Origin of the sequence: Chlamydophila parapsittaci, assembly GCF_006385615.1 — a bacterium.
Taxonomy (GTDB): domain Bacteria; phylum Chlamydiota; class Chlamydiia; order Chlamydiales; family Chlamydiaceae; genus Chlamydia; species Chlamydia psittaci.
This window is the reverse complement of sequence record NZ_CP041038.1, coordinates 393190-419231: the sequence shown is the minus strand read 5'-3', so window position 1 is coordinate 419231 and position 26042 is coordinate 393190. Positions and strand designations below refer to the sequence as shown.

Genomic DNA, 26042 nt, shown 5'->3' with positions numbered 1-26042 from the left:
AGGAAAAGATCTTTAATGAGTGAATGCCCAATAGATTTTGTAACTAACGATTTCCTAGGTTTCTCTCGCTCTACAGTATTAGTAAATGAAGTTGAGAGACGCTATCGTTTATATTGTGAACAATTTCCTCAAGCCCAACTTGGAGCAAGTGGTTCTCGTGCTATTGCAGGCCCTTCCCAAACTTTACAAAAATTAGAAGCAAAGATAGCGAAATTCCATCAAGCTGAGGCGGCTTTTGTCGTACACAGCGGCTATATGGCGAATTTAGGTTTCTGCTATCACATTTCTAAAGATACCGATATGGTCTTTTGGGATGCGTCTGTACACGTATCCGTTGTACAAAGTTTAAAAATGATATCCGGAAAACATCAATCGTTTCCTCATAATGATTTAAACGCTCTAGAATCTTTATTAATGTCTCATAGAGCAGTCTCATCAGGAAGAATTTTCATTTTTGTTTGTTCGGTATACTCTTTCTTAGGAACTTTAGCTCCTCTTGAAGAACTTTTAGCTCTTTCAAGAAAATATCATGCTCACCTTATTGTAGACGAAGCTCATGCTATGGGAATTTTTGGCGAGGAGGGCCGTGGATTGTGTCACAAATGGGGGTATGAGAATTTTTATGCTGTTCTTGTTACCTATAGTAAAGCTATGGGAGCCATGGGAGCTGCTATTCTTTCTTCCTCAGAAGTGAAAACAGAGTTGATGTTAAACTCCCCACCATTACGCTATACTACAGCACTCGCTCCCCACGCCTTGATTACCATAAGTGCTGCATATGATCATTTGTTTGTAGCAGGGGAGCTCGCTCGCAAACAAGTTTTTGCCCTTCAAGAGTATTTTCAGCAGTATTTTGGTTTGAGTTCCCAAGGTTGTGGACAACCTATTTTCTTACAGGATTTTAATTTTGATCTTTTAGTTTCACTTCTCAATGAGGCGAACTTACGCGTAGGCTTGATGACTTTTGCCGATAAGCCTTTTATACGAGTAAATTTCCACGCTTTTAATCACCAAGATGAAGTAAATCTCTTAATTGCCGTTTTGCATAGCTATCTAGAAAAATGTAGTTGTAGGATCGACGTCAATCATGAATTTTACTTTGGGAGACAGTTTTGCAGTTAGCAAAGCTTCGTGGAGCTTTTTATTTACAGGCAAAACTTGCTTGCTTTTTATTAAAAATTGATACCGAAATACATCTTTAATTTTAAAGTGTCCACACGGTGTGATTTGCATTAATTGGGTGTGAGTATCCAACTTCTCTTTAAGTATAGAGTGGATTCGTTGTGCCTCTTTCCAAGTGAGGTTGGGGCATTTTCCTATGAATATACAGCGGACAAGACGAACAAATGGCGGGTAGCTGCATAATTCCCTGCCAGGGATTTCTTGGTGGTAAAACTCTCGATAATCCTGTCTGATGGCACAGCGAATGGTACTGTGATCAGGAAGAAACGATTGAATTAAGACCTCTCCAGGGAGGTGGCTTCTTCCCGACCTTCCTGTTACTTGTGTGATCAATTGAAATACTTGTTCAGAGGCACGGAAATCAGGAATGTACAGACCAGAATCACCATTTAAAATGATGGCCAAAGTTACGGCTGGAAAGTGCATCCCTTTAGCTATCATTTGTGTCCCAATGAGTATATCCGCTTTTCCTGTGGCAAATTGTTTTAATAAAGATTCATGACTTCCTTTAAATTTCGTAGTGTCCGAATCAATACGGATAGTGCGCACTTGTGGGAAGATACTATGCAATACTTTTTCTATTTTTTCTGTCCCCGATCCACGATATTGTAAAGTCATAGTTCCATGACATTTTGGACAAGATGTCTGAGGATCTTTAGGGGAAGAATTACAGAGATGACAGAGAAGGACATTCGCATATTTGTGGAAAGTTAATACCATATCGCAGCGGGCACATTTCAACGTATGTTTACATGAAGAACAGGACACATTTGTATGGTAGCCACGTCGATTAAAGAAAACTAAGACTTGTTCTCCAACAGCGAGCCGTTTTTCAATACTTTTAAGTGCAGCTTGAGAGAATAATGTTTTTGTCTTTGTCTTTTCTCTTTCCATATTCATATCGATAAGAGAAACCTTCGCAGGATAGGCAGCAGCAGCTCGTGATGATAATTCTGAAAGAATATACTTCCCTGATAAAGCATGGGCGTAGCTTTCTAGACTTGGAGTAGCACTGCCTAACACTACAGTAGCATTTGCCAGTTTCCCTCGCATCACAGCAACATCTCGAGCATGATAACAGGGATGGCTTTCACTTTGTTTATAGGCAGGATCGTGTTCTTCATCAACGATGATCAGTCCTAAATTTTGTAGAGGACAAAACAATGCTGATCTTGGACCTATAATAATATGAATATTCCCGTTTGATGCTTCTCTCCAGGTTTTATTTCTATCACTGTCATTAAGCTTGTGATGCAGAATACCCACTTCTTTTCCAAAATGGGCCTTAAATAGGGTAACTGTTTGTATTGTAAGAGCAATCTCAGGAACCAAAAGAATCGCACTTTTCCCTAATTTCCTCGCTTCACGAATAGCTTGGAAATATACTTCTGTTTTTCCACTTCCTGTAACACCAAAAATCAAGTGTGTCTGAAATTTCCCCGAAGATAAGGATGAAGAAATCTTATCCACGGCATCTTGTTGTTGCGGATGTAGCACATGGGCTTCAGGGAGAAAGAACGTTAGACGGTCTTCTTGAATTTCAAGATCTGCAGCACTGGCTATTTCAATAGCTCCAAGTTTTTCTAAAGAATGGATCGGAGATTGTGACACCTTGGCCTTGTCCATGAGTTCTGAAAGACCAGGAGGAGAGCTACATGATAATAATGTTTTTAAAGTTGCTGCTTGCGCAGGAGATTCTTTTTGAATAGAAAGAATGATCTCTTTCGTCTTCGCTTTGCTTTGCTTGAGTAGGACGCGATAATGTTGTTTGGGTTGTATAATACTGGAAGATATTCCCGGAAGTACTAAACGTAGTGTCTTCCCCAACGGTGCAAAATAATATTGACTCATCCAAAACATAAGTTCTAGAAGATCTTGAGGAAGGATAATTCCAGAATCAATAACACCTAAAACAGGAAGAACTCGTTTACATTCTGTGTGTGTCTTAATCTGATGGACTATTCCATATTTTTTTGCTCCCCGTAAGGAAATGCTAACACCAGTACCCCTAGTAATGTGTTCGAGATGATCAGGGAGCCCGTAGTCTAATACCTTATTGATATTGGAGTTTACTATGACTTCTGCGTATAGGCGAAAGGTAGTTGATTCAATATTACCCATAGATCTCGTTTCAATTGCGGATCATTTTCATAGTATACTGAAGAATAAATAGGAATCCAAGTGCACCCATCTTTCATGAAAGATTGATGATAACGTACATTGGGGATTTTATAACGTATCATTGTTAAAGGTGCTAGACATAAAGAAAGGCCCGTATTTTTATGAAAAATATCTTTATGATTTGTTGATAAAATGAGCCGAGAAGGGAAGATTTGTTGAGTAAGAATTTTTGACAATCTATTAAAAAATAAAACTTCCTCATCTTTTTCTTCATCTACGAAGATCCCACAAGGTATATCCAAAGGTGTGTTCAAACAATGTGCTTGCAAAGTAGAATAACGAAACTTCAAGATTTCTTCTCTAGAGAGATCAGGAGGGAGAGGAATGCACTCCCAGGAAGATTTGTTTAAGCGCTCGTGAGTAATGGGTGGGGGAGGAGCTTCACTATCTTGAACTGGATTTGATAAAGGTTTTTCTAATTTTTTATCAGCAATAAGCGGTTTTTCAATACGTTGTGCCTGTGCCACAGAAGCTTTTATAGGAGCTGGGCTGTTTCCCCATTTGGGAGTTAGGGGAATCAGTTTTGCCAGAGAAGGATAATAGTGCTCTGAATAGCGATCTATTATTTCTTGCAAAATAGAAGCAATATCAGGATGAGTCATAGAATATATAAATAGCAAAGATATTTAAGGATTCACTATAGATATAGATGGTTTATTCATCTATGCTCTTTGTTCTCCGATGTGACAATCTCCTTGCTTTTTGTGCGTAAATAGGATGGTACACTCGGGGGTTAAGGGAAAATTCTACATTATTTTTTTAAGAGGATTTGCATGAAACGTTGGTTGCAAGGAAGTTTAATAGCCCTCTGTTTATTACTCACACTGCCTTGTTGTGCAGCAAAAAAGCGTTCTCATTACCAAAAAGGGATCGATAAATCTACTGTGCACGTGGTTAAAACTTCTGGAGTACAGTGGGAAAGCTATGACAATGCTGTCGAACAATCTAAAAAAGACAAAAAATATATCGGCTTATTTTTTACAGGTTCTGATTGGTGTATCTGGTGTATGAAGATGCAAGAGCAAATTTTAAATACTCCTGAATTTCAACAGTATGCGGGTGAGAATTTACACATGGTAGAGCTCGACTTCCCACAATCTTCTAGCCAACCTGAAGATGTAAAACAACAAAACCAAGCATTAAAATCAAAATACAGTGTAAACGGATTCCCCACATTAGTTTTCATTGATGCTCATGGAGTTGAGAAAGCTAGAATGGGATTCGAGTACGGTGGTGGCGCGAATTACGTTCAAAAAATCAAAGCTGCTTTGCGTACAAAATAGCTAATTTCTTCTTAAAGAATTTTAGAGAGGAGATCTCCCTCTCTAAAGTTCTTATTTTCTCTTAATTAAACGTTCATCTTTTTTGTTGTTTTTGAGAAAATCTCCACTTTACAATGAACTTTTAACTTTCTTTTCTTTCGATCATATATAATTTTTTTATGTTTGGATTACGTGATAACTAGAAGAGTCTTTAGAAAAGAAGAAATAGGCAAAAGGATTTAGAAAAACGATGTCTACAGAAGCTGAGTACCTAAAACAAGAAGATTTTCTCCATAGAAGTAACAAACTCCGGGAAATAGCTGATTTAGGTATTAATCCCTATCCTTATGAATTCCCCGGAACAAGTAGTGTTGAGGAAATAAAAAAAGAATATATGTCCCAATCCCTTGGGAATAGCGAAGATGCTACGAATAAGGCAACCCCTAAGGTAAAAATCTCAGGTCGTATGGTGCTTTTCCGCTCTATGGGAAAGAACGCTTTTGCCCAGATTTTAGATAATGATCAAAAGATCCAGGTGATGTTTAACAGGGATTTCTCTTCAGTTGCAGGTCTCCCTGTAGATGCAGAGATTACCCCAATAAAATTCATAGAGAAGAAGCTTGATCTCGGTGATATTTTAGGAATCGAAGGGTATCTATTCTTCACGCATTCCGGAGAGTTAACTATTCTTGTCGAAACCGTCTCACTATTGTGTAAATCTTTAATTTCTCTGCCCGATAAACATGCCGGCCTAAGTGATAAAGAAATTCGTTATAGAAAGCGTTGGTTGGATCTCATTTCTTCTGATGAAGTGCGGCAAACTTTCTTAAAAAGAAGTCGGATTATCAAATTAATCCGTCACTACATGGATGCTCAGGGATTCATAGAGGTAGAAACTCCTATACTCCAAAATGTTTATGGCGGCGCTGAGGCAACACCCTTTATAACTACTTTGAATGCTTTGCACTCAGAAGTATTTCTGCGGATTTCTCCAGAGATTTCTTTAAAAAAAGTTCTTGTTGGAGGCACTCCACGTATTTACGAAATCGGAAAAGTATTTAGGAACGAAGGGATCGATAGAACCCACAATCCTGAATTCACCATCATGGAAGCCTATGCAACGAACATAGACTATCACAGTGTCATGACCTATGTGGAAAATCTCGTTGAACATCTCGTCTGTGAGTTGAACAATGGTAGTACCGTTCTGACCTATTCACACTTAAAACAAGGGCCTGTATCCATTGATTTTAAAGCTCCTTGGATTCGCATGACTATGAAAGATAGTATCAAGACATATGGAGGTGTCGATGTAGATCTTCATGGAGATCATGAGTTGCGAAAAATTTTAAAAGAATGTTTTTCATTGCCTGAGGAATCTTACGTGACAGCTCCCAGAGGTTTATTAATCGCAGCATTATTTGACGAGTTAGTCTGCGATAAATTAATTGCGCCTCATCATATTACAGATCATCCTGTAGAGACGACGCCCCTATGTAAATCTTTACGCTCAGGAGATGGGGATTTTGTCGAGCGTTTCGAAAGTTTTTGCTTAGGTAAAGAGCTTTGTAACGCTTATTCAGAGTTGAATGATCCTTTGCGTCAGAGAGTACTTTTAGAAAAACAACAAGAGAAAAAGGCTTTAGATCCAGATAGCGAATACCATCCTATAGATGAAGAATTTTTAGAAGCCTTATGCCAAGGTTTACCTCCCACAGGAGGATTTGGTATCGGTATTGATCGTTTGGTTATGATCCTTACAGATGCTGCCTCGATTCGTGATGTATTGTATTTCCCAGCTATGCGTCGTTTAGAATCAGACAAGGACTAATATTTTTTTACTTTAGGCCCTGATTTTGTATCTTCAATAACATAGCCGAGAGACGCAATTTGATTTCGAAGAACGTCTGCTTGCTTCCAATTTTTCTCCTTGCGGGCAACTTCTCGTTCTTCAACGAGTTGTGCAACTTCACTAGGGATTTCTAAGGACGTAGTGAAGGGAATAACACCAAGTACGGTGTCAATTTTCTTCATAATGTCCAAAACATAGTTGCTATCAGCCTGTGTGAAGTTTGATTTATCAATCAGTGAGTTTGTCTGATGGATAAAATCAAAAAGGGAGGCGAGTGCTGTCGCTATGTTTAAATCATTCGCAATAGCGTTTGAAAAATCTTGTAAAAACAGTTGCCCACACCGATCGATATCTTCAGAAATCGTAGCGCTTTCAGGGTAGGGACTTTCTAATCGAGAAATGAAATCACGCAAGCGTTTTAACGCTTGACGGCAAGCAATCAATCCTTCTTCAGTGAAGTTTAATTGCATTCTATAATGGCTTTGTAAGAGCATGTAGCGGATTTCTTCTCCAGAAAATCCACGATCTAACAAATTTCTTAGTGTGAAAAAATTCCCTAAACTTTTCGACATCTTTTTCCCATCAACAAGAAGATGCTCAGAATGGAGCCAGTAACGAGAAAAAGGCTGGTGAGATAAAGATTCTGATTGAGCAATCTCGTTTTCATGGTGGGGGAAAATATTGTCTACACCGCCTGCATGGATATCAATAGAAGACCCGAGAAGTTCCATAGCCATGATAGAACATTCTAAATGCCAACCTGGGCGACCTTTGCCAAATGGGCTCTCCCAATAGATATGACCGTCTCTCTTTTTATCGTATGCTTTCCATAACACGAAATCTGAAAGATTTTCTTTGTCATATTCATCGGAAGCTACCCTAGAACAACATTGCAAATTTTGTAACTGTAACTGAGAGAGCTTCCCATAAGAAGGGAACGCTTTTATAGAAAAATACACAGAGTTATCTTGGCCTGTATAGGCGATACCATCATCTAAGAGCTTGCGGATAGCTTCGAGCATTTGAGGGATATAGTGCGTAGCGCGGGGATAAGTGTCGGCGGGTAGGATATTTAGTGTGGCAACGTCTTCAAAAAAGGCTTGTATGAACGGAGCCGTATAGGTATCCAAAGAGATATTTTTTTTACATGCACCAGCCAACGTCTTATCATCGACATCTGTAATATTCATGACATGCTTTACAGAGTATCCAAAGAACAAAAGAGTCCGTTTTAATAAATCTTCAAATACATACGTGCGGAAATTTCCGATATGCGCATAGTCATATACTGTAGGACCGCAGGTATACAATCTGACAGGATCGTTAGAAGGGGAAAAAAGTTCCTTGGTTCTCGATGCGGTATTATATAAGTAAAGGTTCTGTCTGTTGTAGGATGATTGTCTCATGAGCAGACTCTCAAAGGTTCTCGATTTATACCGGTGAGAGCGTAGATTAGGCTTGTTTCAAGGTGCTAGACTAACGCCTCAATATGAAAAATGAATGTTTTTGTTGAAACTTTAGCACAAGATAGTTTCCCAATCCATGGTTTTCTAAGGAATACAGAAAGAGAACGAGTACATTAGGATTATTTAGAAAAAGAGTTATTCTAAGGGTTTTACGCATAAATATTCCTAAGAAATACATGATTATTTAATCCCATAGAATATGTGTTTGATTGTAGAAAGAGATTAAAACTTTTAAGTGGTGTTTTTTATTTCGTTTTAATAAAAAAAAGACTATACAACAAGAATGGTTGATAGAATGCCCTGAGAGCATTCTGTGACGCCTAAATAGAACGAGTTGCGTCCTATTCACTAGGAGAAGGAGAGGAAGCCCATGATCCTGTTACAGATTGTGAAGAAATATTCTTTGAAGCAACTGAAGGTATTAACAACGTTTCTATTAGGTGCAAGTTCTATAAGTTTGCATGGCGTTGTTCAAGAGAGTTCTTCTGAGATTTTGTGGCATGTAGATTATAACGAGGCTGTGAAAAAAAGCCGCGATTCTGAATTGCCCATGTTAATCTTTTTTTCCGGTTCCGATTGGAATGCCTTATGCATGAAGATTCGTAAAGAGGTTCTTGCTTCTACGGAATTTGCTCAAAAGATCAACGGGAATTTTATATGTTTGGAAGTAGATTTTCCTCGGCATTCTTCTCAAAGTGAAGACTTGCATACACAAAATACATATCTAAAAACGAAGTTCAAAATTGATGAGTTTCCTTCTCTTCTTTTACTTTCTCATGATGGAAGAGAAATTTATAAAATCGAGTCTTTCGGTAATGAAACTGGAGAAAATCTAGGCGACAGCTTATGTCATATTATTGAAAGTGACTGCTTACTCAACAGTGTTTATCCAGTTATGCATACATTGTCTATGGAAGAACTGCAGAAGTATTACCGACTTTCTGAAGAGCTTTCGTGCAAGGATTTCATAGCAAAAGCTCTAGAATTAGGGGTGCGCAATGATGACTACTTCTTCTTATCAGAAAAATATCGTCTTCTTGTTGAAAGCGGTAAAATGGATTCTGAAGAATGTCAAAAAGTAAAGCGTAAATTACTCAATAAAGACCCTAAAAATGAAAAACATACACACTTCACTGTCGCTTTAATTGAGTTCCAAGAATTGGCTAAAAGATCTCAAGAAGGCCTGAATCAGGACCCTAGTCAAGTCATTGCACCTTTAGAGGCTTATTTAACAGAGTTTGGACACCAGGATCAAGAAAATATCTGGAGAATCGAGATGATGATCGCTCAGTTTTACCTAGACTCTGATCAGTGGAAAAGTGCTTTACAACACGCTGAAGTTGCTTTTGAAACAGCCCCTAAAGAAGTTCGCTCTCACATTTCTCATTCTTTAGATTATATTCGCCACCAGTCGTAGGCTTATTTTTTGAAAATTTACCGTTGAGTGCTTCTGGAATTTGTTGAGCAAAATCTTGAAGCAACTCTTCAAATTTAGGCCGGTGTTTATTTTTGGGCATGACAACAATTTGACAAGAAGGAAGAGAATGGCGCTTTAAACGAAAGGCCTCGCGCACAATGCGTTTAAAATAATTTCTTTTATTAGCTTTCCCAAACTTTTTGGATACAGTTATCCCCAACTTGCAACATCCAGGATATTTAGATGGAGCAACATGAAAAATAACCTGACTACCTTGGCAATGAGATCCTGCTCGCGATATATAAAGAAATTGCCGTCTCTTTAATACACGAGCGCGCTTGGGTAAAGTTGATCGATGCACAAAACAAAATATTTTATAGGTCGATTAGATTGTGTCTGCCATGACGACGACGGCGATTCAGTAAATTTCTTCCGTTTTTTGTAGCCATACGAGCACGGAAACCTACAGAATTTCGACGCTTTCTTTTACTAGGCTGATAAGTCCGTTTCACAGTACCTTCCTATTGGTTTCTAAGTTTTCTAGTCCATGGAATGATTACACTAGAAAAAACTCCTCGTAAGTGTATAAAATTGGGTGAATAAGTTCAAGAGAACTGAAGAGATTATCGCATTTGCACACGGAACTTGTAATCAGCTTAAGTCTCCTGTTGTCAAAAAGTACGGAAGGGGTTAAATTAGTCCCTTTTAGCGATATTCCATAATTTAGAGCGTCTTTCTCGGCATTTTAGAGAGGGACCACGAGGGGATAATTTTCATGAAAGTGAGTTCATCTATTAAAGCAGATCCTTCAAAGGGAGATAAGCTTGTTCGTCGTAAAGGGCGTCTTTATGTTATTAATAAGATAGACCCTAACCGTAAGCAACGTCAAACCGGACCTGCGCGTAAAAAATAATTTAATAAGTTTTAGGTAAGAACGCATGGCGAAAAAGTCAGCAGTAGCGAGAGAAAATAAGCGCCGAAAATTAGTAGAGGCAAACTACAAAAAAAGAAGTGAGCTTCGCAAAATTGCAAAAAGCTTAACCGCTAGCGAAGAAGAGAAGGAAAATGCACGTGTTGCACTGAATAAAATGAAAAGAGACACGGCTCCTATTCGTTTACATAATCGATGCTTGTTAACGGGTCGTCCTCGTGGTTATTTGAGAAAGTTCGCTATTTCTAGAATTTGTTTTAGACAAATGGCTTCTATGGGTGAAATCCCTGGAGTTATCAAAGCAAGTTGGTAGAGAATCTCGATACCACACCCACGACGATAGCAGGGGTGTTAAAGATTTTTTGTTTTTTATTTAAGAATTTTTAACGCCTCATTTAATTCTGGAATGTTCCTTACTCTTTCCCAGTTTTCCATTCCCTTTTTCCATACCCAGATGTCCTCGGGATTTGTATTTTCTTTAGCGTGTTTATTTTTGTCTCTCAGGAATACAAGCAAGTCCTCTAAGAACAAAGGACCTACATTTTCTTTTTTTGTATTTAGATAAAACCATTTTTCTGTATCCCTAGGAACTTGCGTGACAGGAGGGGGAGAGGAAATTACAGAAGAATCTTCTAGAATAGAATGTAAAATGTTATTAGAGGGTTCGTTTTCATCAGAAGAGAGGGTAGAGTTATCATTCTTTGGAGGGAGATCAGGAAGGATGAGGAGAATAATGATCCCGAAGAACCCAAAACACATTCCTGCAAGAAACCAGCCGATCGGGTTACGATTTTTTTTCACGGCCAGGTAAGCAGATACAAACCCTAACAGAATGTAAATCAGAAAAAAAGAAATAGGTAGCATTGAGGGTAGCATATTAACCGGTTGACCATTAGACTAATCACTAGCGCTTATTATTTCTATAGAGTACATTTCTCGCTAGCGAAATAGGCACATAGGAGGAATATGGATAAGCAGAATTTAAAATTAGATGTGAAAGAAATTGAGTTTCCAGAGACTGTATTTAGCCGTGATATAGAAACTCGCGTAATTCAAGTAATTATTTTACATTGTTTAGCTAAAATCAACGGAGTTTCTCTTTTAGGGGGTAATTTAATTGATACCTTATTCGGTAGAGATATCGAGAGAATGAAAGGAATCTATGTAGAACAAGATTCTAAAAATCATTTAGTCAAAGTTCGTGTCGAAGTAAACGTTGATTATGGTGTTTCTATACCAGAAAAAACTGAAGAAATACAAGGATGCATAGTTTCTGAAATATCTGAGTATACAGGTCTTCACGTTGCTTCAGTTCATGTAATTATCAAAGGGTTAACTCAACCTAAGGATCGCTCTGAATCAGAATCAGAGTCAGAGGATGAAATAGAAGAGTTGTGTGTAGCAGACCTACCCTCAGCAGAGGACTTTTTAGAGGAGATAAAAGAAGAAGTTGAAGAGTAATCCACTTTTCCATCTTCTAGATACGTATCTTCAGCTTGCTTAGCCAACAAATGTTGAATGTCTTTTTTCGTTAGCCCAGGGATAGCTTCAAGTTCTCCCTGGGAAGCCTTCATAACTTGTTCCCAGCTTTTAAATTTTTGTAATAAACGTTTTCTTTTTATCTCACCAATTCCAGGAATCTTTTCCTTGGGCAATAAGAAGTCTTTGTGACGTTTTTTTCGATGCCTACTGATTGCAAATCTATGCGCCTCATCCCGGAGTTTCTGGAAAAATTGTAATAGCTTTGATGTGGGAGGGAGTAGAACTCCTTGGGGAAATGTATCACAAAATAGTTTTTCCTTTTTTAATGAGCTGCTGTGGCTGCCTGCTTCTTTAGCTATCGAAACAACTTGAATCCCCGTAAGATTGAGTTCTTTTAATGTTTTCTTGGCTTGTGCGTATTGTGTACGCCCTCCATCTATAAGAATCATGTCGGGAATCGACGAAGTGAGTGAGGTAAATCGACGAGATAACACCTCACGGAAAGCAGCTAAGTCATTATAAGCAGAGGAAGAAATCGAGAATGTTCTATAGTCTTTGGGAGACAAGGCGTCGTTTTCATAGACAATGTATACGCCAACAGCATGAGATCCTTGTAGATGCGCGTTATCATAACACTCTATACGGTAAGGATAGTCAGAGGATTTCAGAATTTTCTTCAACTCCTCATAAGGTAGTGCCGAGGATTGTATCGTTGTCTCTGCATGCACCTGAGCATTATTTTTGGCTAAGTTGAGTAATTCTCTACCATAACCTGTTTTTGGAGAACGTAGCTGTGGTGGGGTATCTTTATTTAATAAACACGGAAGATCAGGAATATTTAGGGGAATAGGAGTGAGAATTTCTTTAGGAGTTTGAGGTTGGCTTGTGTAGTACTGTAATATAAAAGAGGCAAGCAAATCTGCATCTTCTTGAGCATTTTCTGAAAACGGAAAATGACGCGCTCCAAGTAGCTTCCCAGAACGTATTGTCAATATAGTGATGACAGTCTTCTGGTATTTTCGATAGAGACCAATAGCATCTATATTTTGAAAATGGAATTTCTCTACATGCTGCTTTACCATAGCTTGTTGGATAAGTTGTAATGTCCGGTAATACATCCCCGCTTGTTCAAATTTTTGTTCCTTAGAGGCTTTCTCGATAGACTTCTCTAAGTCTTGGACAACTTCCGAAACTTGGCCTTTTAAAAATAAAATAGCCTTCTCTAATGTTTGTTCATATTCCTCATGAGAACATAAGTTCACACAAGGTGCTAAACAACGTTTCATCTCATAAAGAATACATGGACGTTTTCTTGAAGCAAATTCTCGGTTAGAGCAGGTGCGCAAGGGGAACCATTGACTGATCACTTCTAAAAGAGTCCGACAAGCTTCTGCACTCACATACGGACCAAAAATTATCTGCTTTTTGGAAGAGGTCACAGCTTTAGTACGAATAACATCTATTTTTGGCCAAAGATGAGTTAGAGATATAGCTAGGCAAAAAAAAGTTTTATCGTCTTTTAAAAGAACATTGTATTTCGGATGATACTTTTTTATTAGGTTGTTTTCTAAAAGAAAAGCTTCTGTTTCGTTAGAAACCAAAATTGTTTCTATGTCTGTTGTTTTTTTCATGAGAAAAGGAATTCTTTCTCTAGAATCCCCTTGTTTTCGAAAGTAGGTGCTTATGCGGTTGCGTAAGTTTTTTGCTTTCCCGATATACAATACTTCTCCAGAGCTGTCTTTCATTAGATAAACACCTGGAGATGTTGGAATCAGTTTCGGAGTAAAATCCTTTACACGCATGGTCAAAACAACGTGAGCTGCAGCTCTTTTTCTTGAGGTTGTTTAGAAGTCGTTTCTGGGCCTTCTAATTGACGTAAGATCTGTTGCGCTCTCGATATCACACAAAGAGGAAAGCCAGCAAGTTTCGCGACATGTATTCCAAAACTTTTCTGAGAATGTCCCTTAAGAATCTCATAGAGAAACACAGGTTGGCCACCAGTTTCCTTAACGCCAGCATGGAAATTTTCTACATGTGGGCAGTGATTTTCTAAATCTGTAAGTTCTTTGTAGTGAGTCGCAAATAGTGTTTTTGCTTTTTTTCCTTCGGTGAATAGCAAATATTCTACGACAGATTGTGCAATTGCTAAACCATCGTAGGTGCTTGTCCCACGACCAACTTCATCAAGTATAACTAAAGAGCGATCAGTGGCATTATGTAGGATATTGGCAGTTTCTGCCATTTCTACCATAAATGTTGACATCCCTTTAGATAGATTGTCTCCCGCACCTATTCGTGTGAAAATCTTATCAATCATACCAATATGGGCAGATTTCGCAGGAATAAACGAACCCATTTGTGCCATGATAACAAGTAGGGCGATTTGTCGGATATATGTAGACTTCCCTGCCATATTTGGCCCAGTAATTAAAATCATTCGCGTTCGTGTGTTGTGCATTTTTATATCGTTAGGAATAAACGTTCCCTTATCTAATAGAGTTTGGGCAACAGGATGAATCCCTCCGGATATGGATAGAGAGTCGCTGGTGTCTACGATAGGACGACAGTAATTGTACTCTGCTGCAAGGTCAGACAGAGAAAGGATATAGTCAATATCCGCGATCACTTGAGATAAGAACAGAATTGCTTCGCGTTGTTGAAGAATTTGTTCACATAAATCTTTAAATAGTTGCGTTTCTAATGTCTGCAGTTTGTCTGAGATATTTAACATATCATCTTGAAATTCTTGCAGTTTTTCTGTTGTGAAACGTTCTGCGTGTAGACGTGATTGACGACGGATAAATTCTTTGGGTAATAAAGGAGCAAAATCACTACTTACTTCTATATAGTAGCCAAGCACCTGGGAATAACAAACCTTAAGTTTTTTCACTCCTGTTTGCTTGCGAATGGTTTCCTGATATTGCCATAACCATTCCTTTGAATTTTCTTTGGTATAGCGTAGGCGCTGCAGATCAGGATGATGATTATCACAAAAAATATTCCCCTCGGAAGTTCTTAAAGGCAATTCTCCTAAAAGAGCATTAGAGAGTAATTCTAAGAGAGAGGTCAAACCTATAGGTAAAGTAAATTTCCCTTGGAAAAATTTCGGCAAGGGTAAAGGAGAAAGGAGCTCACATACACGCATACTTGCATTTAATGAGTCGCGGAGCATCCCAATATCTTTGGGACCTGCTAAAGAGGTAGTAATTTTCGTAGTTAAACGTTCAAGGTCTCGGACTTGAGAAAGAAAAGATCTAAGGTTTTTTCTTAATTCTGAACGATCTAAAAGAAATTCTACAGCATCTTGACGCAGTAGTATTTCTTGTTGATCATAAAAAGGATTAACTAATGTATTACGTAATAACCTGCCTCCCATAGGAGTGCAGGTACGTTCCATCACATGAAGCAAAGAACTTTTCCCTTGAGGATCGTGAATGGGAGTCAATAGCTCAAGGTTTACCTGAGATGCAGTATCTATAAGTAGGTGTTTTTGATTTCCTTGTGTTTTAGGTATGGAGATATGCTCTACGGGTAAGAGAAGCTTATCTTGGAGATACGAAAGTAAGGCACCAGCAGAATTGATTGCTGGGACTAGACCTTTAAGACCAAATCCATCTAAAGATGACACATTGAAATGTAAGGATAACTTTTGCGTGGCAAATTGATGTTCAAATGCCCAATCCGCATATGTAGATAAAGTCAGTTTTAAATGTTGTTGAATTTGTTCGATGATATCAGAATGTTTTTTATAGAACTTGTCGCAACTTAAGATTTCAGTCGGTGCTAAACGGCAAATTTCGTCTACAAGATCTTTCATGTTATCATATTCTTGTAGTAGAAAGGATCCCGTAGAGAAATCTAAGCATGCCAATCCAAAAAGAGCTCCAACACGGTTGATAGATACGATGTAGTTGTTGGCTTTTTCAGGAAGTAATGAAGATGAGAGTAGCGTTCCTGGAGTAATAAATCTTTGTAACTCTCTCGATAAAGGCTCGGACTTTCCTTTGTTATCCTGCGCCTCATCTAGTTGCTCAGCAACAGCAATTTTAAAGCCTTTGCTTACCAAACGATCTATATATCCATTAATTGTAGATACAGGAATCCCACTCATAGGAATTCCTTGTCTTTGCGTAAGAGTAATATCTAGATTTTGAGAGAGCACAATCGCATCATCATAGAAAGCCTCATAAAAATCCCCCATACGAAAGAGAAGGAGCGACTCTCCTGCTTTCTCCTTACATTGATGCCATTGCTTCATCATAGGTGTAGTTTTTTTTGATGTCATAGTTCTTCTTTGGGGAAAAGTATTACCTAGAGATTAACCTAGTCTAGTGGAAGAGAACGCTTAGCAATGTTGCTATTCCATAAATTAATAACTGCTGGTTAGATTAGCAAACTCCTGTAAAAGACCATAGAGATTTTGCCGAATTTTCCTATGCGTTAGCCTGCTAGGTTACTATATTTATTCTTCGGGATCAAGATGGGTTTCTCTTAGAGTTTTGTTGATAGCTGATTCATAAGACGAGCTGCCTTTCTTTTAAAGCGGTGATTATGGCATAACCAAGGAACAACGAAGATCATAACCTATGTACACGGAAGAAAGTTTAGATAATCTTAGACACAGTATTGATATTATCGAAGTGCTTTCGGAACACCTCCATTTAAAAAGAAGTGGGGGTACCTATAAAGCGTGTTGTCCTTTCCATGTTGAAAAAACCCCCTCGTTTATTGTTAATCCAACAGGTGCATATTATCACTGTTTTGGCTGTGGAGCTCATGGCGATGCTATCAGCTTTTTAATGAATCATCTTGGGTATTCATTTAGTGAAGCTGTTCTCACTTTATCAAAAAAATTCCATGTCGACCTTGTTATTAAGATTAAAGATACCCAATCACCGTTTGCTACAGGGGCGAAGGATGAATTGCGCCAGATTAACGCTGAGGCTGAAAAACTCTTTCGTTTTTGTTTATATCAACTTGCTGAGGGGAGGGAGGCTTTACAATATCTATATCGTCGAGGATTTTCTCCTGATACAATAGGGCGTTTTCATTTAGGCTATGCCCCAGAACAAACTTTATTTGTTCACGCGATGCGAGAAAAGGGTATTTCAGAAAAACAACTGGAAGACGCAGGTTTTATAGGGAATAAATGGTTTTTATTTTCTCGTAGAATCATCTTTCCTATACACGATTCTCTCGGCCATACTCTTGGTTTTTCATCAAGAAAATTTTTGGAAAACACGCGGGGAAGTAAGTATGTAAATACTCCTGAAACAATGATCTTTAAAAAATCCCGAGCTCTTTTCGGACTACATCTATCACGAAGAAGAATCGCAAAAGAAAAACGCGTTATTTTAGTTGAAGGGCAAGTGGATTGCTTGCAAATGATAGACTCCGGATTCAATTGTACTTTGGCCGCCCAAGGCACTTCATTTACTGAAGATCACGTAAAAGAGTTAAGTAAATTAGGAGTGCTTAAAGCATATTTGCTTTTTGATGGTGATGATGCTGGTATAAAAGCAGCCGTGCGCGTTGGCGACATGTGTCAGATGGCGGGTATTGCTGCTATGGTATGCCGTCTGCCTCAAGGAGAAGATCCGGATTCTTTTTTGATGCATAAGGGAGCAGGGGTTCTTGGAGAATTGTTAGATCAAAGTGAAGACTATCTTACTTTTCTTATCAGTCAAAAAATGCGCGTTTATCCGAATTTCTCCCCAAGAGAAAAGGCTCTAGTCATCGAGGAGACTATCACACAAATTAAAAAATGGGGGAACCCCATTGTTGTTTATGAACACCTCAAGCAATTAGCTTCTTTAATGATGATTCCAGAAAGTATGGTATTTTCTCTTGCGAAGCTAGAATCAGGAATTGCACCCGCTAAATCTTCTGTAGTTAATAAAGAGAGATTACCGAAAATTCATTCCGATGTGATTATTGAAACAGATGTTTTGCGCTGTATGTTATTTTGTAAAACCCACCACACGAGCATCCCGCACACAGCGAAAAATTATTTTACGGCTATGGATTTCAAACATCCTGAATGTAGAAAACTATTTTCTCATCTCATCGAATATTACGAAAAACATCAACGTAATCTTCCTTTTGACGAAGCCCTCTCCTTGTTAGAAGATAAGGTAATTATAGAATTACTCATAAAACGCCGTATGAATACTGATTGTCTCGAAACAGTGTTTGTACAATCTTTACAAAAGCTTGCGGATCGCCAATGGAAGGAGCAACGCCACCCCTTGTCAAGGCAGTCGAAAAGTGCTCAGGAAGAAACGCTGTCCATTCTAGAGGATTATGTTCGTCTACGTAAAGATAGAGTCATAATTACTCTTTTAGAGCCACAGGAATGTTAGTCTCCTATTTATAGTTTTTTTTACAGTCCTAATTAATTATAAATTTCTTTGTAAAGATTGAAAAATTAATAAATTTAATATAAAATACTACCTTGTTAATTTTGTTAATTTGTTGATTTTTATGAAAACTTTCAAGTTTCTTTTGCCTATTCTCTCCTGGGCTTTATGTTTTGGGGGGATGGTCACGGAATCCAACCACACTCGAGGGTTCATTGTTTCAGAAGCTATGGGGTTAGCGGCTGCACGGCGCACTTCTTTGGTTAGTCGTGTAGGTGAAGTTGCTAAGGCTGCTGGTTTGGGCTACGGTGCTTCTATTTTACTTCAAGAGTGGCAAAATCAGCAGGCAGTCGAGCTAGAAACTTTAATATCCAAAAACGAGGTTATTTAGAGCTTTCGTTCACATTTTGTAATAAAATTTTTACAAATGGTGATTTTATATCTCTGTTGTTTTATCTTTTTTCGAGACATTAGCGGGCTGTGGATCAAAAATCGCAGCCTGTTTTGCTTTCATAAATCTTGATAAGTAGGGATAGGTTTTATGCGTTTTTGTTGTTTTGTTCTTTTGTTGCTGACCTCTTCTTTATCTATGTGGGGGCAAGAGTTACCTTTAAAGGATCAAGGAAACGCTGTTTTCGACAAGTTTTCCCCTCCGCAATATGTACAGCTTTCTAATGGCGAAAGAATATGGTATTCGTATCACGACGCTTATCGAGATGCTGTAAAAAAGGGCAAATGTTGTATTTTCGTTTATTTTAACCCGAGTTCTGCAAAGATTTGGTCACACCTAGTCGATAAGAATTTTTGTTTCCCCAAAGCTTTAGCTGATTTCTGTAATATTGTTGTTCTTCAACGAGGTCTAATTAGTTCTATTGATTATTATCCTAAAATGGATCCCATGGTGTTGTATATGGGGGATTTCCAGGATCATTTTTGGGAGTTGGATCTTCGGGAACCTTGCGTGATTCTTATTACTATAAGTCCTAAGGGTTATGAAAAAGTACTCAGAGTTGTTCCCGCTTCCATGTCAAATTTTGTAGACCTATAACGCTACGCTGTTATGGTCTAAGATTATCAGGCGCATACCTATAAACGCCTGATAATTAATATTATAAGTTTTATTTCTATATATTTTATTAGATCGTTATAGTTATTACTATTTTAAAATTAAAATGAACTATGATTAAAACTAAAGCTTTGGTATCCTAGCCCTTCTTGCTTCACTGAAACTAGCAATGGAGGTGCCTCATGCACATCTTGTTATCAATACTCTCGCTGTTGTTAGTCCTGCCTGCCATCGGAGGAGAAACAACCACATCATTGAAAGATGAAGAAAATGACCAACAGCAGGTCGAAGATATTTCAATGAAACACCCTTCTATATTTTACTCTTATCAGGATTGTCTGAAATCGACACGACAGAAGGGCTTGAATACTCTCATTGTTCTATACAGTGATGAATGTACGGTTGCTTTCCAACAGCTGTTCTCTATAGCGATAAATATGGAAGATTCAGTGCTAAGTAAATATGCGAATTTTGCTGTTCTGAGTCCTACAGGAATTAATTTATTAATTTATCCTCCTGTTCCTGATCCTATGCTTGCAGAAATAGCAGCTTTTAAGGAGTTGTTCTCAGAAGTCAAAGATCTTAAGGGAGCATACTTACTTACCTTATCCATTTCTGATAGAGATGAAAAAATTATGGATATCGCCCCCATAGATCTACCTGTGGAGGATTCTATAAAGCCAATTATTTCTATACGTTAGTGATAAAACATAGTTTTCCTAGAAGTATCCCGATATCAAATTTTTAAAATCGGGATATCTTTTTTCTCTATCTCCTGCTATTGTGGTGGGCATTTTAATTAGGGAAAGTAGTTTTATGCGTATTTTATTAGCTTTATTATCATGTTTCTTATTGCCTGCTCATCTGATTCAAGCAGTAGATGAGCCCACTAGTGCACTGGTTTCAGAGGATTGCTGTCATTGCGTCTTCCAAGACTATGGTGCAGCCTTAAAACATGCCCAAGATGAAGGTATTCCTTTGGTCATTGTTTTGATGAGTCATCAACATCATCCACTTTTAGAAGAGCTGATTGAGGAAGGGCTTGATCTCAGTGATTTCTTCGGATGTTCATTCGATGGTCTAGCAGTTATAGCGGTTTTACAACCTGACAGCTGTGATGAAGAAAATTCATCTAAAGTTCAAGATTTTCAGAATAGATTCCCAGATACACAATTCCCTGATCCTGCATGTGGAGTATTCTTAGTAACTATCGTTGTCGATGGATTAACAGAAACTGTTCTAGATGTCACTTCATTAGAAGTATAAGATCCTATGTATTTAGGATTGAGAAAAGTGGCCATTGATAGGAATCTATCAGGCCACTTTTTTTTTGCTACAAGCTTCTCTTAACTTTTTAAAGATTCCCAATGATACGAAGAGAATTTCTCCATAGCTACTAGTAACAGATGAATGCGTAAGTTTTTTAATTCTTCGCTGCCACTAGTCACATGAACTTCATTTAAGAACAGATTAATGTTGTCTGCAAGTTCTCCAAGACAGAGGAAATACTCTTTTTTATTCTTAATATTTGCCGATGCATCAAACTGATGGAGAGCAGCTTTTAGACGACCTTCCTGTAGACCAAGTTCCATGGACGTGTGTTTATTCGTAGGGAGTTTCAAAGAAGCTAAAATCTTTTTTAAGCGATTATGCGTCGTTGTAATTTTTTCTAAAGTAGCCCCTTGATTCGCTTTCATTTCTTGAATGGCTGTCGCAGATTTTATAATTTCTACAGGGTTTTTCTCGGAGGTATCAGAAAGTACAGTCGCAATTTCATCTTTGCTGAATCCTAGAGAGGCCAAAAAGGTTTTTAGTCTTCCCCATATAAATGCTAGGAGATCTTTGATAACCGCAGGTTTATCCCAGGAAGTCCCTTCAACGGTAGAAGGAAAGTTATCCGCTAAATGATAAAGTAGATTTTCAAGATCCAGAGAAACTTCGGAAGCATGTAACAGTGTAAGAATCTCTAAAGACTGACGACGTAAGGCATAAGGATCATGAGATGAAGTCGGTCGGAGATTTAATATAAAACAAGAAAGTAAATTATCAAAACGATCTAGCAGACTTAATAGAGTTCCTGTCGTGGAGATCGTCTGACCATAAGTAATATGACGTAAATGTTCTCCTATAGCTACCGCAGATGCATGAAATAATCCCGCATGTTTCAGGTAATATTCTCCCATGATACCTTGAAGTTCTGCAAATTCATTAACCACAGCAGAAACTAAGTCAGCTTTACAGAACTCTATTGCTGTGTTTATGTCTTCTTCAGAAGATAAAGGCATGAGTGGGTAAACTATGTTTTTATGAGCTTTTAACCTTTGTACTTTGTCATAAAGTGAGCCAAGAGCTTCAAAATAGGTTACGGATTTTAGTTTATCCACAAAAGTTGTTAACGGAGTTTTTAGATCTTGTGCAAAGAGGAATGCTCCATCGGTGAGACGAGGAGTTAAGGCTTTTTCATTCCCTTGAATAATAATGTCATTGGGACAGTTGTCACAAACTAAAATAAACTGATTGGTAATTTGTTGAGCTGTATTTTGGGTAGGGAAGTATTTTTGGTGATTTACCATTTCAGCAATGAGAAGCTCTTTAGGTAGTGAACAAAACTCAGGATCGAATTGTCCGCAAGTAACAAAAGGATGCTCTGTAAGGAAAACAGTTTCCTCAAGTAAACGAGGATTAGTTATCGGCGAAACACTATCCGAGCTGTGTAACTTTAACCCTTGTTCAATAATTTCTCTTCGTTCTTTATGAGACACAATCACACATGCATCACGTAGTGTATCTATATAACGTTCACAAGAAGGAATGCGTACTTCTCTAGGATCCAACTGGCGATGTCCCCAGGAAATATTCGAAGCAGAGACTTTGCCAAAGGAAAAAGGAAGCACAGAGGTCCCATATAGAGAAACTAACCAACGAATAGGGCGAGCATATTCTACACCACTATCATCATAGGTCATTTTCTTAGGGAATTTCATAGACTGAATTAATTTAGGCAATTCATTGGATAGAATCACAGCGGTGTCTTTACGCACTTCAGGATGGAGAAGGAAGAGATATTGTACACCATTGATTTCACGAATATCGAACAAAGAGTGTTGTGAAAGCTCACTATAATGACGGATATCCACATGATGAGTAGCAAAGAATTGCTCACCCTGCGTAGTTACATCTCCGGAATCACTAAATAAAGAGGATAGGATGGGGCCCTTCTTCTCAACAGCTTTTTGTATGGCTGTCGGCTCTAAGTTGTAAATTAATAAAGCCAGTCTTCTTGGAGATCCTAAGACTTCTAAACTGTCATAACCAATATTGTAGTCAGATAAAAGCTTCTTCGCCAAAGATTCTAACTGCTGAATCCCGATGGGGACGAAAGTTGCAGGCAGTTCCTCAGCACCAATCTCTAATAGGAAATTTTCCGCAGTTTCCATTTTAGGACATGGAAGAGCTTGTGTATCTACATGCTTATCAGCCTTCCTATTGCGAAGTAATGGGTAATTTAAAGAGGCGCGCCAATCTACATAACCATCTGCAACAGCACGGGCTAATTGACGAATTCTAGTAATGTAGCGGGTACGCTCCGTAACAGAAATCACGCCTCGAGCATCAAGAATATTAAAGGCGTGAGATGCCTTAATAACAAAGTCGTAAGCAGGAACGGGTAACCCTTGATCTAGGGCAGCTAAAGCCTCTTGAGCAAAGTCTTCAAAGTGTTTTAACCACATCTGGGTATTGGCAGCATCGAAATTATATTCACTCCAAGCTTTTTCAGAAGCTCGAGTCACGTCTCCATAGGTGAGCTCATCACTCCAGAGAACATCGAAAATGGAGTTTTTCTTTTGTAGGTACATAGCAATGCGTTCAATGCCATAAGTAATCTCTCCACTGATTGTATCGAGAGGCTTGCTTCCTATAGCTTGGAAATAGGTCAACTGGGTAATTTCCATGCCATTTAGCCATACTTCCCAACCTAAACCCCAAGCACCGATCGTAGGATTTTCCCAGTCATCATGGACAAAACGAATATCATGCTCACGAAGATCCAAACCTATAATTTGTAGTGAATCTTTATATAAAGAGAGAAAATTTGTGGGGACGGGTTTAAGAAGTACCTGAAGTTGGTGGTAGTTTTGCAGGCGGTTGGGATGCGTGCCGTAACGACCGTCTTGAGGGCGTCTAGAAGGCTCTACATAGGCAGTTTGATAAGGCTCTGGACCTAGAGCACGCAAAAATGTTGCAGGGTTAAATGTTCCTGCACCTACCTCTAGATCATACCCCTGATGAATCACACACCCCTGTTCACTCCAGAATTGTAAAATTTTAGCAATCATTGCTTGTAAAGTAAGAGGTTGTGACATAGTAAAACTCCAATCAAAAAAAAACGTAGAAAAATCCGTGATTTACACGATAGATAGTGTTAGAAATGAGGATTTTTCTTAAGAATAAGGGCAAAGATATCACTACAAATAAAAACAAACAATACTAAGAAAAGAACTAGAGGCTGTCCTGTAGCAGAAAATACTATCTTCAAAAAATAGTTTTTTAACATTATAACACTCGATACTTGCGCTCTAATTCTTATCTATTTAATTTGTCTCTTAGGCATTCATTATAGTGCTGAGGTTCTCGTTTAAGCAATTTTTTGATAGAGGTATGGGGTGGGACTACCTAATTATCTAACTTTTTCCCGGCTATTTATAACGCCAATTTTCATGCTGCTCTATCTCAAAGGAAAGTGGCTGGGGATCACCCCCGTGGTTCTTCCCTATGTTTTACTGGCTCTTTTGGGCCTCTCAGAGCTTACGGATGCTATCGATGGCTATGTAGCTAGGAAGTTTTCTCAGGTGACTGATTTAGGGAAACTTCTTGATCCTATGGCCGATAGTATTTATCGAATTTCTCTATATCTCACATTCACTCAACCTCCGGTAAATTTCCCCTTAATTCTTGTGTTCATTTTTCTCGCTAGAGATTCTGTTATTAGTACATTACGTACTGTATGCGCTTTCCGAGGGGTTGTACTAGCTGCTAGAGCGAGTGGAAAATTAAAGGCTATTTTACAAGGTATCAGCTTTTTGTTGATTTTGCTCGCTATGATCCCTCATTCACTGGGAATGATTTCTGAGAGAGAGCTAGAGCTTTTTGCTTCGGTAGTTGGGTCTATAGTGGCTATCTATTCCGTATGTTCAGGAGCTGAGTATTTTTGGGTGAATAAGAATCACGTGCTACAAAGGGCGAAGTCTAAGGGAAACGATCAGAATAAGGAATTATAGACCTCTAAGTAATGGGTAGCCATGGTGGTGAGTCCTGATGGTCGTAACATGCCCTCTTCAACAAGTTGAAACCATACGTCAGGCTCATGCCTATAGGTAGAAACTGCTTGGGATAACATATGAAAGAAGTCATTGAAGTTATCCGTATGGGAAAAAGTAAAACCATTGACCCCCATAGTAACGGTATCAGCAAGACCCCCAGTAGATCTAACTAGAGGCACGGTTCCATAGCGCATTCCAATAAGTTGTGTAAGTCCACAAGGTTCAAAATGTGAAGGAATGCAGATCATATCCGCAGCACCATAAATTAAGCGTACTAGGGAATCATTATAATCCAAAATAATCCGAATATTCGGCGAAGCCGTTAAAGATTCTTGTAAATTGGTAAATTGTCTTTGAATTTCTTGATCGTAGCATGTGCCTGCAATGACTAGAGCATAGCTATTTTCCATAGCATGAAGAATAGCAGCTTTCATAAATTCAGGACCTTTTTGCTCAACAATCCGTGAGATTACACACATTAAAGGAGAGTATTCAAGAGATAGCCCTAATTTCTCATACAAGGAGATTTTGTTTTCTTCTTTCTTTGTAAATAGGACATCAGGAGACTCAAGCAAATTGTTACCATAATGCTCCGCTAAAGCAGGATCTGTTTCTGGATTCCAAATATTTTCATCTATACCATTCAAAATACCACAAAAAACATGACGTCTAGACATGATGGCATCGTGTATTTCGTAATCCGAATAATCATTGAGTATATCCTGAGCATATGAAGGAGATACGGTAGTAATGTAATCAGAACAATATAAGGCTCCTTTGAGGAGGACGCTCGTGTTCGGATCTCTAAATAATTGGTAATTGCTTAATCCGAAATCACTGATTTCAGAGGCTCCAAGCAATTGTGTACTGCAATAGCCTCGATAACTAAAGTTGTGAATTGTGAAAATTCTTTTTGGATAGCTAGGAAGATTAGGTTCTTTTAACAGCCCCGCTAAAAGTCCTACATGCCAGTCATGCATATGCACAACATCTACTTTATCTAATTTTTGAATATATGCAGCAGCAGCAGCAGAAAAAGCACTGAAACGTAGCGTGTCATCTTCGGTGTAGATCGTCGACGTGGAAAAAAGCTCCGATTGTGAGTCCAATGTAATCACAGTAAGAGTCATCCCTTCATATTCATAGGAGGTGGCGGTCGCATTTTGTCTTCCTAAAAAGTTATAAGAGAAAAATTGCTCATTAAGCGCTTTAGAAGAAAACGCAGGGAAGAGAAAAGGATAGAAGGGGAGGAGGATTTCAACGTCATGGTCGATAGATAATGCTTTCGATAAACCATAAACAACATCACCTAGTCCACCAGCTTTAATAAAAGGAGCACATTCTACAGAAGCTTGTATGATTTTCATGGCTTTCTCTTTTTACAGCTTATCTACGCGTCATAGCAAGCTAAGAACAAAAATCACAAGACGAAAAGGCCTATTTTTTGCCATAACCACTTGATGTTGTGGCAAAATTCTTAGCCATTTTGCAATTTTCTTATTTTCAAAAACTGAAGATTAGAT

Annotated in this window: 22 protein-coding genes and 1 pseudogene; 13 read left to right on the top strand and 10 right to left on the bottom strand. The window is 38.4% G+C overall.

Features of this window, described 5'->3' with window-relative positions:
- Positions 1-15 precede the first annotated feature (15 nt).
- On the top strand, positions 16-1122 hold the full coding sequence (locus FI836_RS01810) for an aminotransferase class I/II-fold pyridoxal phosphate-dependent enzyme (RefSeq protein WP_006343502.1): 1107 nt from the start codon (positions 16-18) through the stop codon (positions 1120-1122).
- Here the strand turns inward: FI836_RS01810 and priA are convergent.
- Positions 1054-3303, bottom strand: a complete 2250-nt coding sequence (priA, locus tag FI836_RS01805) for a primosomal protein N' (RefSeq protein WP_006343501.1) — start codon at positions 3301-3303, stop codon at positions 1054-1056. The genes FI836_RS01810 and priA overlap by 69 nt on opposite strands.
- Positions 3255-3965, bottom strand: coding sequence for a hypothetical protein (locus FI836_RS01800; protein WP_014944006.1), 711 nt, complete (start codon positions 3963-3965; stop codon positions 3255-3257). The genes priA and FI836_RS01800 overlap by 49 nt, the downstream gene beginning before the upstream one ends.
- A 171-nt stretch (positions 3966-4136) precedes the next feature.
- On the opposite strand from FI836_RS01800, the gene dsbH reads away from it, so the two are divergent.
- Positions 4137-4646: a disulfide reductase DsbH gene (gene dsbH, locus FI836_RS01795; protein ID WP_006343499.1), complete on the top strand. Its 510-nt coding sequence runs from the start codon at positions 4137-4139 to the stop codon at positions 4644-4646.
- A gap of 229 nt (positions 4647-4875) precedes the next feature.
- Entirely contained in the window at positions 4876-6456 is a 1581-nt protein-coding gene (gene lysS, locus FI836_RS01790; RefSeq protein WP_006343498.1) for a lysine--tRNA ligase, read from the top strand.
- On the opposite strand, the gene cysS is transcribed toward lysS, so the two are convergent.
- Positions 6453-7883 carry a cysteine--tRNA ligase gene (gene cysS, locus FI836_RS01785; RefSeq protein WP_006343497.1) on the bottom strand — a complete coding sequence of 477 codons (1431 nt, stop codon included), beginning with the start codon at positions 7881-7883 and terminating at the stop codon, positions 6453-6455. The genes lysS and cysS overlap by 4 nt on opposite strands.
- A 430-nt stretch (positions 7884-8313) precedes the next feature.
- Here cysS and FI836_RS01780 point away from each other — a divergent pair, with 430 nt between their 5' ends.
- On the top strand, positions 8314-9360 hold the full coding sequence (locus FI836_RS01780; RefSeq protein ID WP_006343496.1) for a thioredoxin family protein: 1047 nt from the start codon (positions 8314-8316) through the stop codon (positions 9358-9360).
- Here FI836_RS01780 and rnpA read toward each other — a convergent pair.
- Together rnpA and rpmH are read right to left on the bottom strand one after the other, a co-directional pair.
- Positions 9302-9721, bottom strand: coding sequence for a ribonuclease P protein component (gene rnpA / locus FI836_RS01775; RefSeq protein ID WP_013462734.1), 420 nt, complete (start codon positions 9719-9721; stop codon positions 9302-9304). The two genes, FI836_RS01780 and rnpA, sit on opposite strands and share 59 nt — an antisense overlap.
- Positions 9722-9734: 13 nt before the next feature.
- Positions 9735-9872: a 50S ribosomal protein L34 gene (gene rpmH, locus FI836_RS01770; RefSeq protein WP_006344410.1), complete on the bottom strand. Its 138-nt coding sequence runs from the start codon at positions 9870-9872 to the stop codon at positions 9735-9737.
- Between the two features lie 263 nt (positions 9873-10135).
- Between rpmH and rpmJ the strand changes: the two genes are divergently transcribed.
- Together rpmJ and rpsN are read left to right on the top strand one after the other, a co-directional pair.
- Positions 10136-10273, top strand: coding sequence for a 50S ribosomal protein L36 (gene rpmJ, locus FI836_RS01765; RefSeq protein WP_006343495.1), 138 nt, complete (start codon positions 10136-10138; stop codon positions 10271-10273).
- Positions 10274-10298: 25 nt separating this feature from the next.
- Positions 10299-10604 carry a 30S ribosomal protein S14 gene (rpsN, locus tag FI836_RS01760; protein ID WP_006343494.1) on the top strand — a complete coding sequence of 102 codons (306 nt, stop codon included), beginning with the start codon at positions 10299-10301 and terminating at the stop codon, positions 10602-10604.
- A 56-nt stretch (positions 10605-10660) separates the two neighbouring features.
- Here rpsN and FI836_RS01755 read toward each other — a convergent pair whose 3' ends face one another.
- On the bottom strand, positions 10661-11167 hold the full coding sequence (locus FI836_RS01755; protein WP_006343493.1) for a DUF4339 domain-containing protein: 507 nt from the start codon (positions 11165-11167) through the stop codon (positions 10661-10663).
- Positions 11168-11257: 90 nt separating this feature from the next.
- Here FI836_RS01755 and FI836_RS01750 point away from each other — a divergent pair, with 90 nt between their 5' ends.
- The gene (locus tag FI836_RS01750; RefSeq protein ID WP_014518428.1) at positions 11258-11752 is read left to right on the top strand and encodes an Asp23/Gls24 family envelope stress response protein; all 495 of its coding nucleotides are present in this window, start codon (positions 11258-11260) and stop codon (positions 11750-11752) included.
- Positions 11753-11862: 110 nt separating this feature from the next.
- On the opposite strand, the pseudogene uvrC reads toward FI836_RS01750, so the two are convergent.
- A pseudogene (uvrC, locus tag FI836_RS01745) lies at positions 11863-13575 on the bottom strand (excinuclease ABC subunit UvrC); the annotation flags it as partial.
- A 2-nt stretch (positions 13576-13577) separates the two neighbouring features.
- Positions 13578-16058 (bottom strand): DNA mismatch repair protein MutS, encoded by a 2481-nt coding sequence (gene mutS / locus FI836_RS01740; RefSeq protein WP_006343491.1) that lies wholly within the window; start codon positions 16056-16058, stop codon positions 13578-13580.
- Positions 16059-16359: 301 nt separating this feature from the next.
- Here mutS and dnaG point away from each other — a divergent pair, with 301 nt between their 5' ends.
- From dnaG to FI836_RS01715, 5 genes are all read left to right on the top strand, one after another.
- Positions 16360-18135, top strand: coding sequence for a DNA primase (gene dnaG, locus FI836_RS01735; RefSeq protein WP_013462731.1), 1776 nt, complete (start codon positions 16360-16362; stop codon positions 18133-18135).
- Between the two features lie 121 nt (positions 18136-18256).
- Positions 18257-18523, top strand: a complete 267-nt coding sequence (locus tag FI836_RS01730; RefSeq protein ID WP_006343489.1) for a hypothetical protein — start codon at positions 18257-18259, stop codon at positions 18521-18523.
- Between the two features lie 150 nt (positions 18524-18673).
- Complete coding sequence (locus tag FI836_RS01725) at positions 18674-19180, top strand: hypothetical protein (protein ID WP_006343488.1); 507 nt, start codon at positions 18674-18676, stop codon at positions 19178-19180.
- A 200-nt stretch (positions 19181-19380) separates the two neighbouring features.
- On the top strand, positions 19381-19899 hold the full coding sequence (locus FI836_RS01720; protein WP_014944004.1) for a hypothetical protein: 519 nt from the start codon (positions 19381-19383) through the stop codon (positions 19897-19899).
- 115 nt (positions 19900-20014) lie between these two features.
- A complete protein-coding gene (locus tag FI836_RS01715) occupies positions 20015-20464 on the top strand; it encodes a hypothetical protein (protein ID WP_006343486.1) in 450 nt (149 codons plus the stop codon).
- An 80-nt stretch (positions 20465-20544) separates the two neighbouring features.
- On the opposite strand, the gene FI836_RS01710 is transcribed toward FI836_RS01715, so the two are convergent.
- A complete protein-coding gene (locus FI836_RS01710; RefSeq protein WP_139934565.1) occupies positions 20545-23562 on the bottom strand; it encodes a glycine--tRNA ligase in 3018 nt (1005 codons plus the stop codon).
- Between the two features lie 300 nt (positions 23563-23862).
- Here FI836_RS01710 and pgsA point away from each other — a divergent pair, with 300 nt between their 5' ends.
- Positions 23863-24477, top strand: coding sequence for a CDP-diacylglycerol--glycerol-3-phosphate 3-phosphatidyltransferase (gene pgsA / locus FI836_RS01705; protein WP_013462729.1), 615 nt, complete (start codon positions 23863-23865; stop codon positions 24475-24477).
- On the opposite strand, the gene glgA is transcribed toward pgsA, so the two are convergent.
- Positions 24459-25886 carry a glycogen synthase GlgA gene (gene glgA, locus FI836_RS01700; RefSeq protein ID WP_014944001.1) on the bottom strand — a complete coding sequence of 476 codons (1428 nt, stop codon included), beginning with the start codon at positions 25884-25886 and terminating at the stop codon, positions 24459-24461. The two genes, pgsA and glgA, sit on opposite strands and share 19 nt — an antisense overlap.
- Positions 25887-26042: the final 156 nt, after the last annotated feature.

What these genes read in the sequence shown, in the direction of transcription:
- FI836_RS01725 (WP_006343488.1), top strand. Translation starts at nt 18,674, where the DNA reads ATGCGTTTTTGTTGTTTTGTTCTTTTGTTGCTGACCTCTTCTTTATCT.
- FI836_RS01800 (WP_014944006.1), bottom strand. Translation starts at nt 3,965, where the DNA reads ATGACTCATCCTGATATTGCTTCTATTTTGCAAGAAATAATAGATCGC.
- glgA (WP_014944001.1), bottom strand. Translation starts at nt 25,886, where the DNA reads ATGAAAATCATACAAGCTTCTGTAGAATGTGCTCCTTTTATTAAAGCT.
- rpsN (WP_006343494.1), top strand. Translation starts at nt 10,299, where the DNA reads ATGGCGAAAAAGTCAGCAGTAGCGAGAGAAAATAAGCGCCGAAAATTA.
- dsbH (WP_006343499.1), top strand. Translation starts at nt 4,137, where the DNA reads ATGAAACGTTGGTTGCAAGGAAGTTTAATAGCCCTCTGTTTATTACTC.
- rpmJ (WP_006343495.1), top strand. Translation starts at nt 10,136, where the DNA reads ATGAAAGTGAGTTCATCTATTAAAGCAGATCCTTCAAAGGGAGATAAG.
- FI836_RS01720 (WP_014944004.1), top strand. Translation starts at nt 19,381, where the DNA reads ATGCACATCTTGTTATCAATACTCTCGCTGTTGTTAGTCCTGCCTGCC.
- FI836_RS01750 (WP_014518428.1), top strand. Translation starts at nt 11,258, where the DNA reads ATGGATAAGCAGAATTTAAAATTAGATGTGAAAGAAATTGAGTTTCCA.
- FI836_RS01715 (WP_006343486.1), top strand. Translation starts at nt 20,015, where the DNA reads ATGCGTATTTTATTAGCTTTATTATCATGTTTCTTATTGCCTGCTCAT.
- cysS (WP_006343497.1), bottom strand. Translation starts at nt 7,883, where the DNA reads ATGAGACAATCATCCTACAACAGACAGAACCTTTACTTATATAATACC.
- FI836_RS01810 (WP_006343502.1), top strand. Translation starts at nt 16, where the DNA reads ATGAGTGAATGCCCAATAGATTTTGTAACTAACGATTTCCTAGGTTTC.
- FI836_RS01730 (WP_006343489.1), top strand. Translation starts at nt 18,257, where the DNA reads ATGAAAACTTTCAAGTTTCTTTTGCCTATTCTCTCCTGGGCTTTATGT.
- lysS (WP_006343498.1), top strand. Translation starts at nt 4,876, where the DNA reads ATGTCTACAGAAGCTGAGTACCTAAAACAAGAAGATTTTCTCCATAGA.
- FI836_RS01780 (WP_006343496.1), top strand. Translation starts at nt 8,314, where the DNA reads ATGATCCTGTTACAGATTGTGAAGAAATATTCTTTGAAGCAACTGAAG.
- mutS (WP_006343491.1), bottom strand. Translation starts at nt 16,058, where the DNA reads ATGACATCAAAAAAAACTACACCTATGATGAAGCAATGGCATCAATGT.
- dnaG (WP_013462731.1), top strand. Translation starts at nt 16,360, where the DNA reads ATGTACACGGAAGAAAGTTTAGATAATCTTAGACACAGTATTGATATT.
- FI836_RS01755 (WP_006343493.1), bottom strand. Translation starts at nt 11,167, where the DNA reads ATGCTACCCTCAATGCTACCTATTTCTTTTTTTCTGATTTACATTCTG.
- priA (WP_006343501.1), bottom strand. Translation starts at nt 3,303, where the DNA reads ATGGGTAATATTGAATCAACTACCTTTCGCCTATACGCAGAAGTCATA.
- FI836_RS01710 (WP_139934565.1), bottom strand. Translation starts at nt 23,562, where the DNA reads ATGTCACAACCTCTTACTTTACAAGCAATGATTGCTAAAATTTTACAA.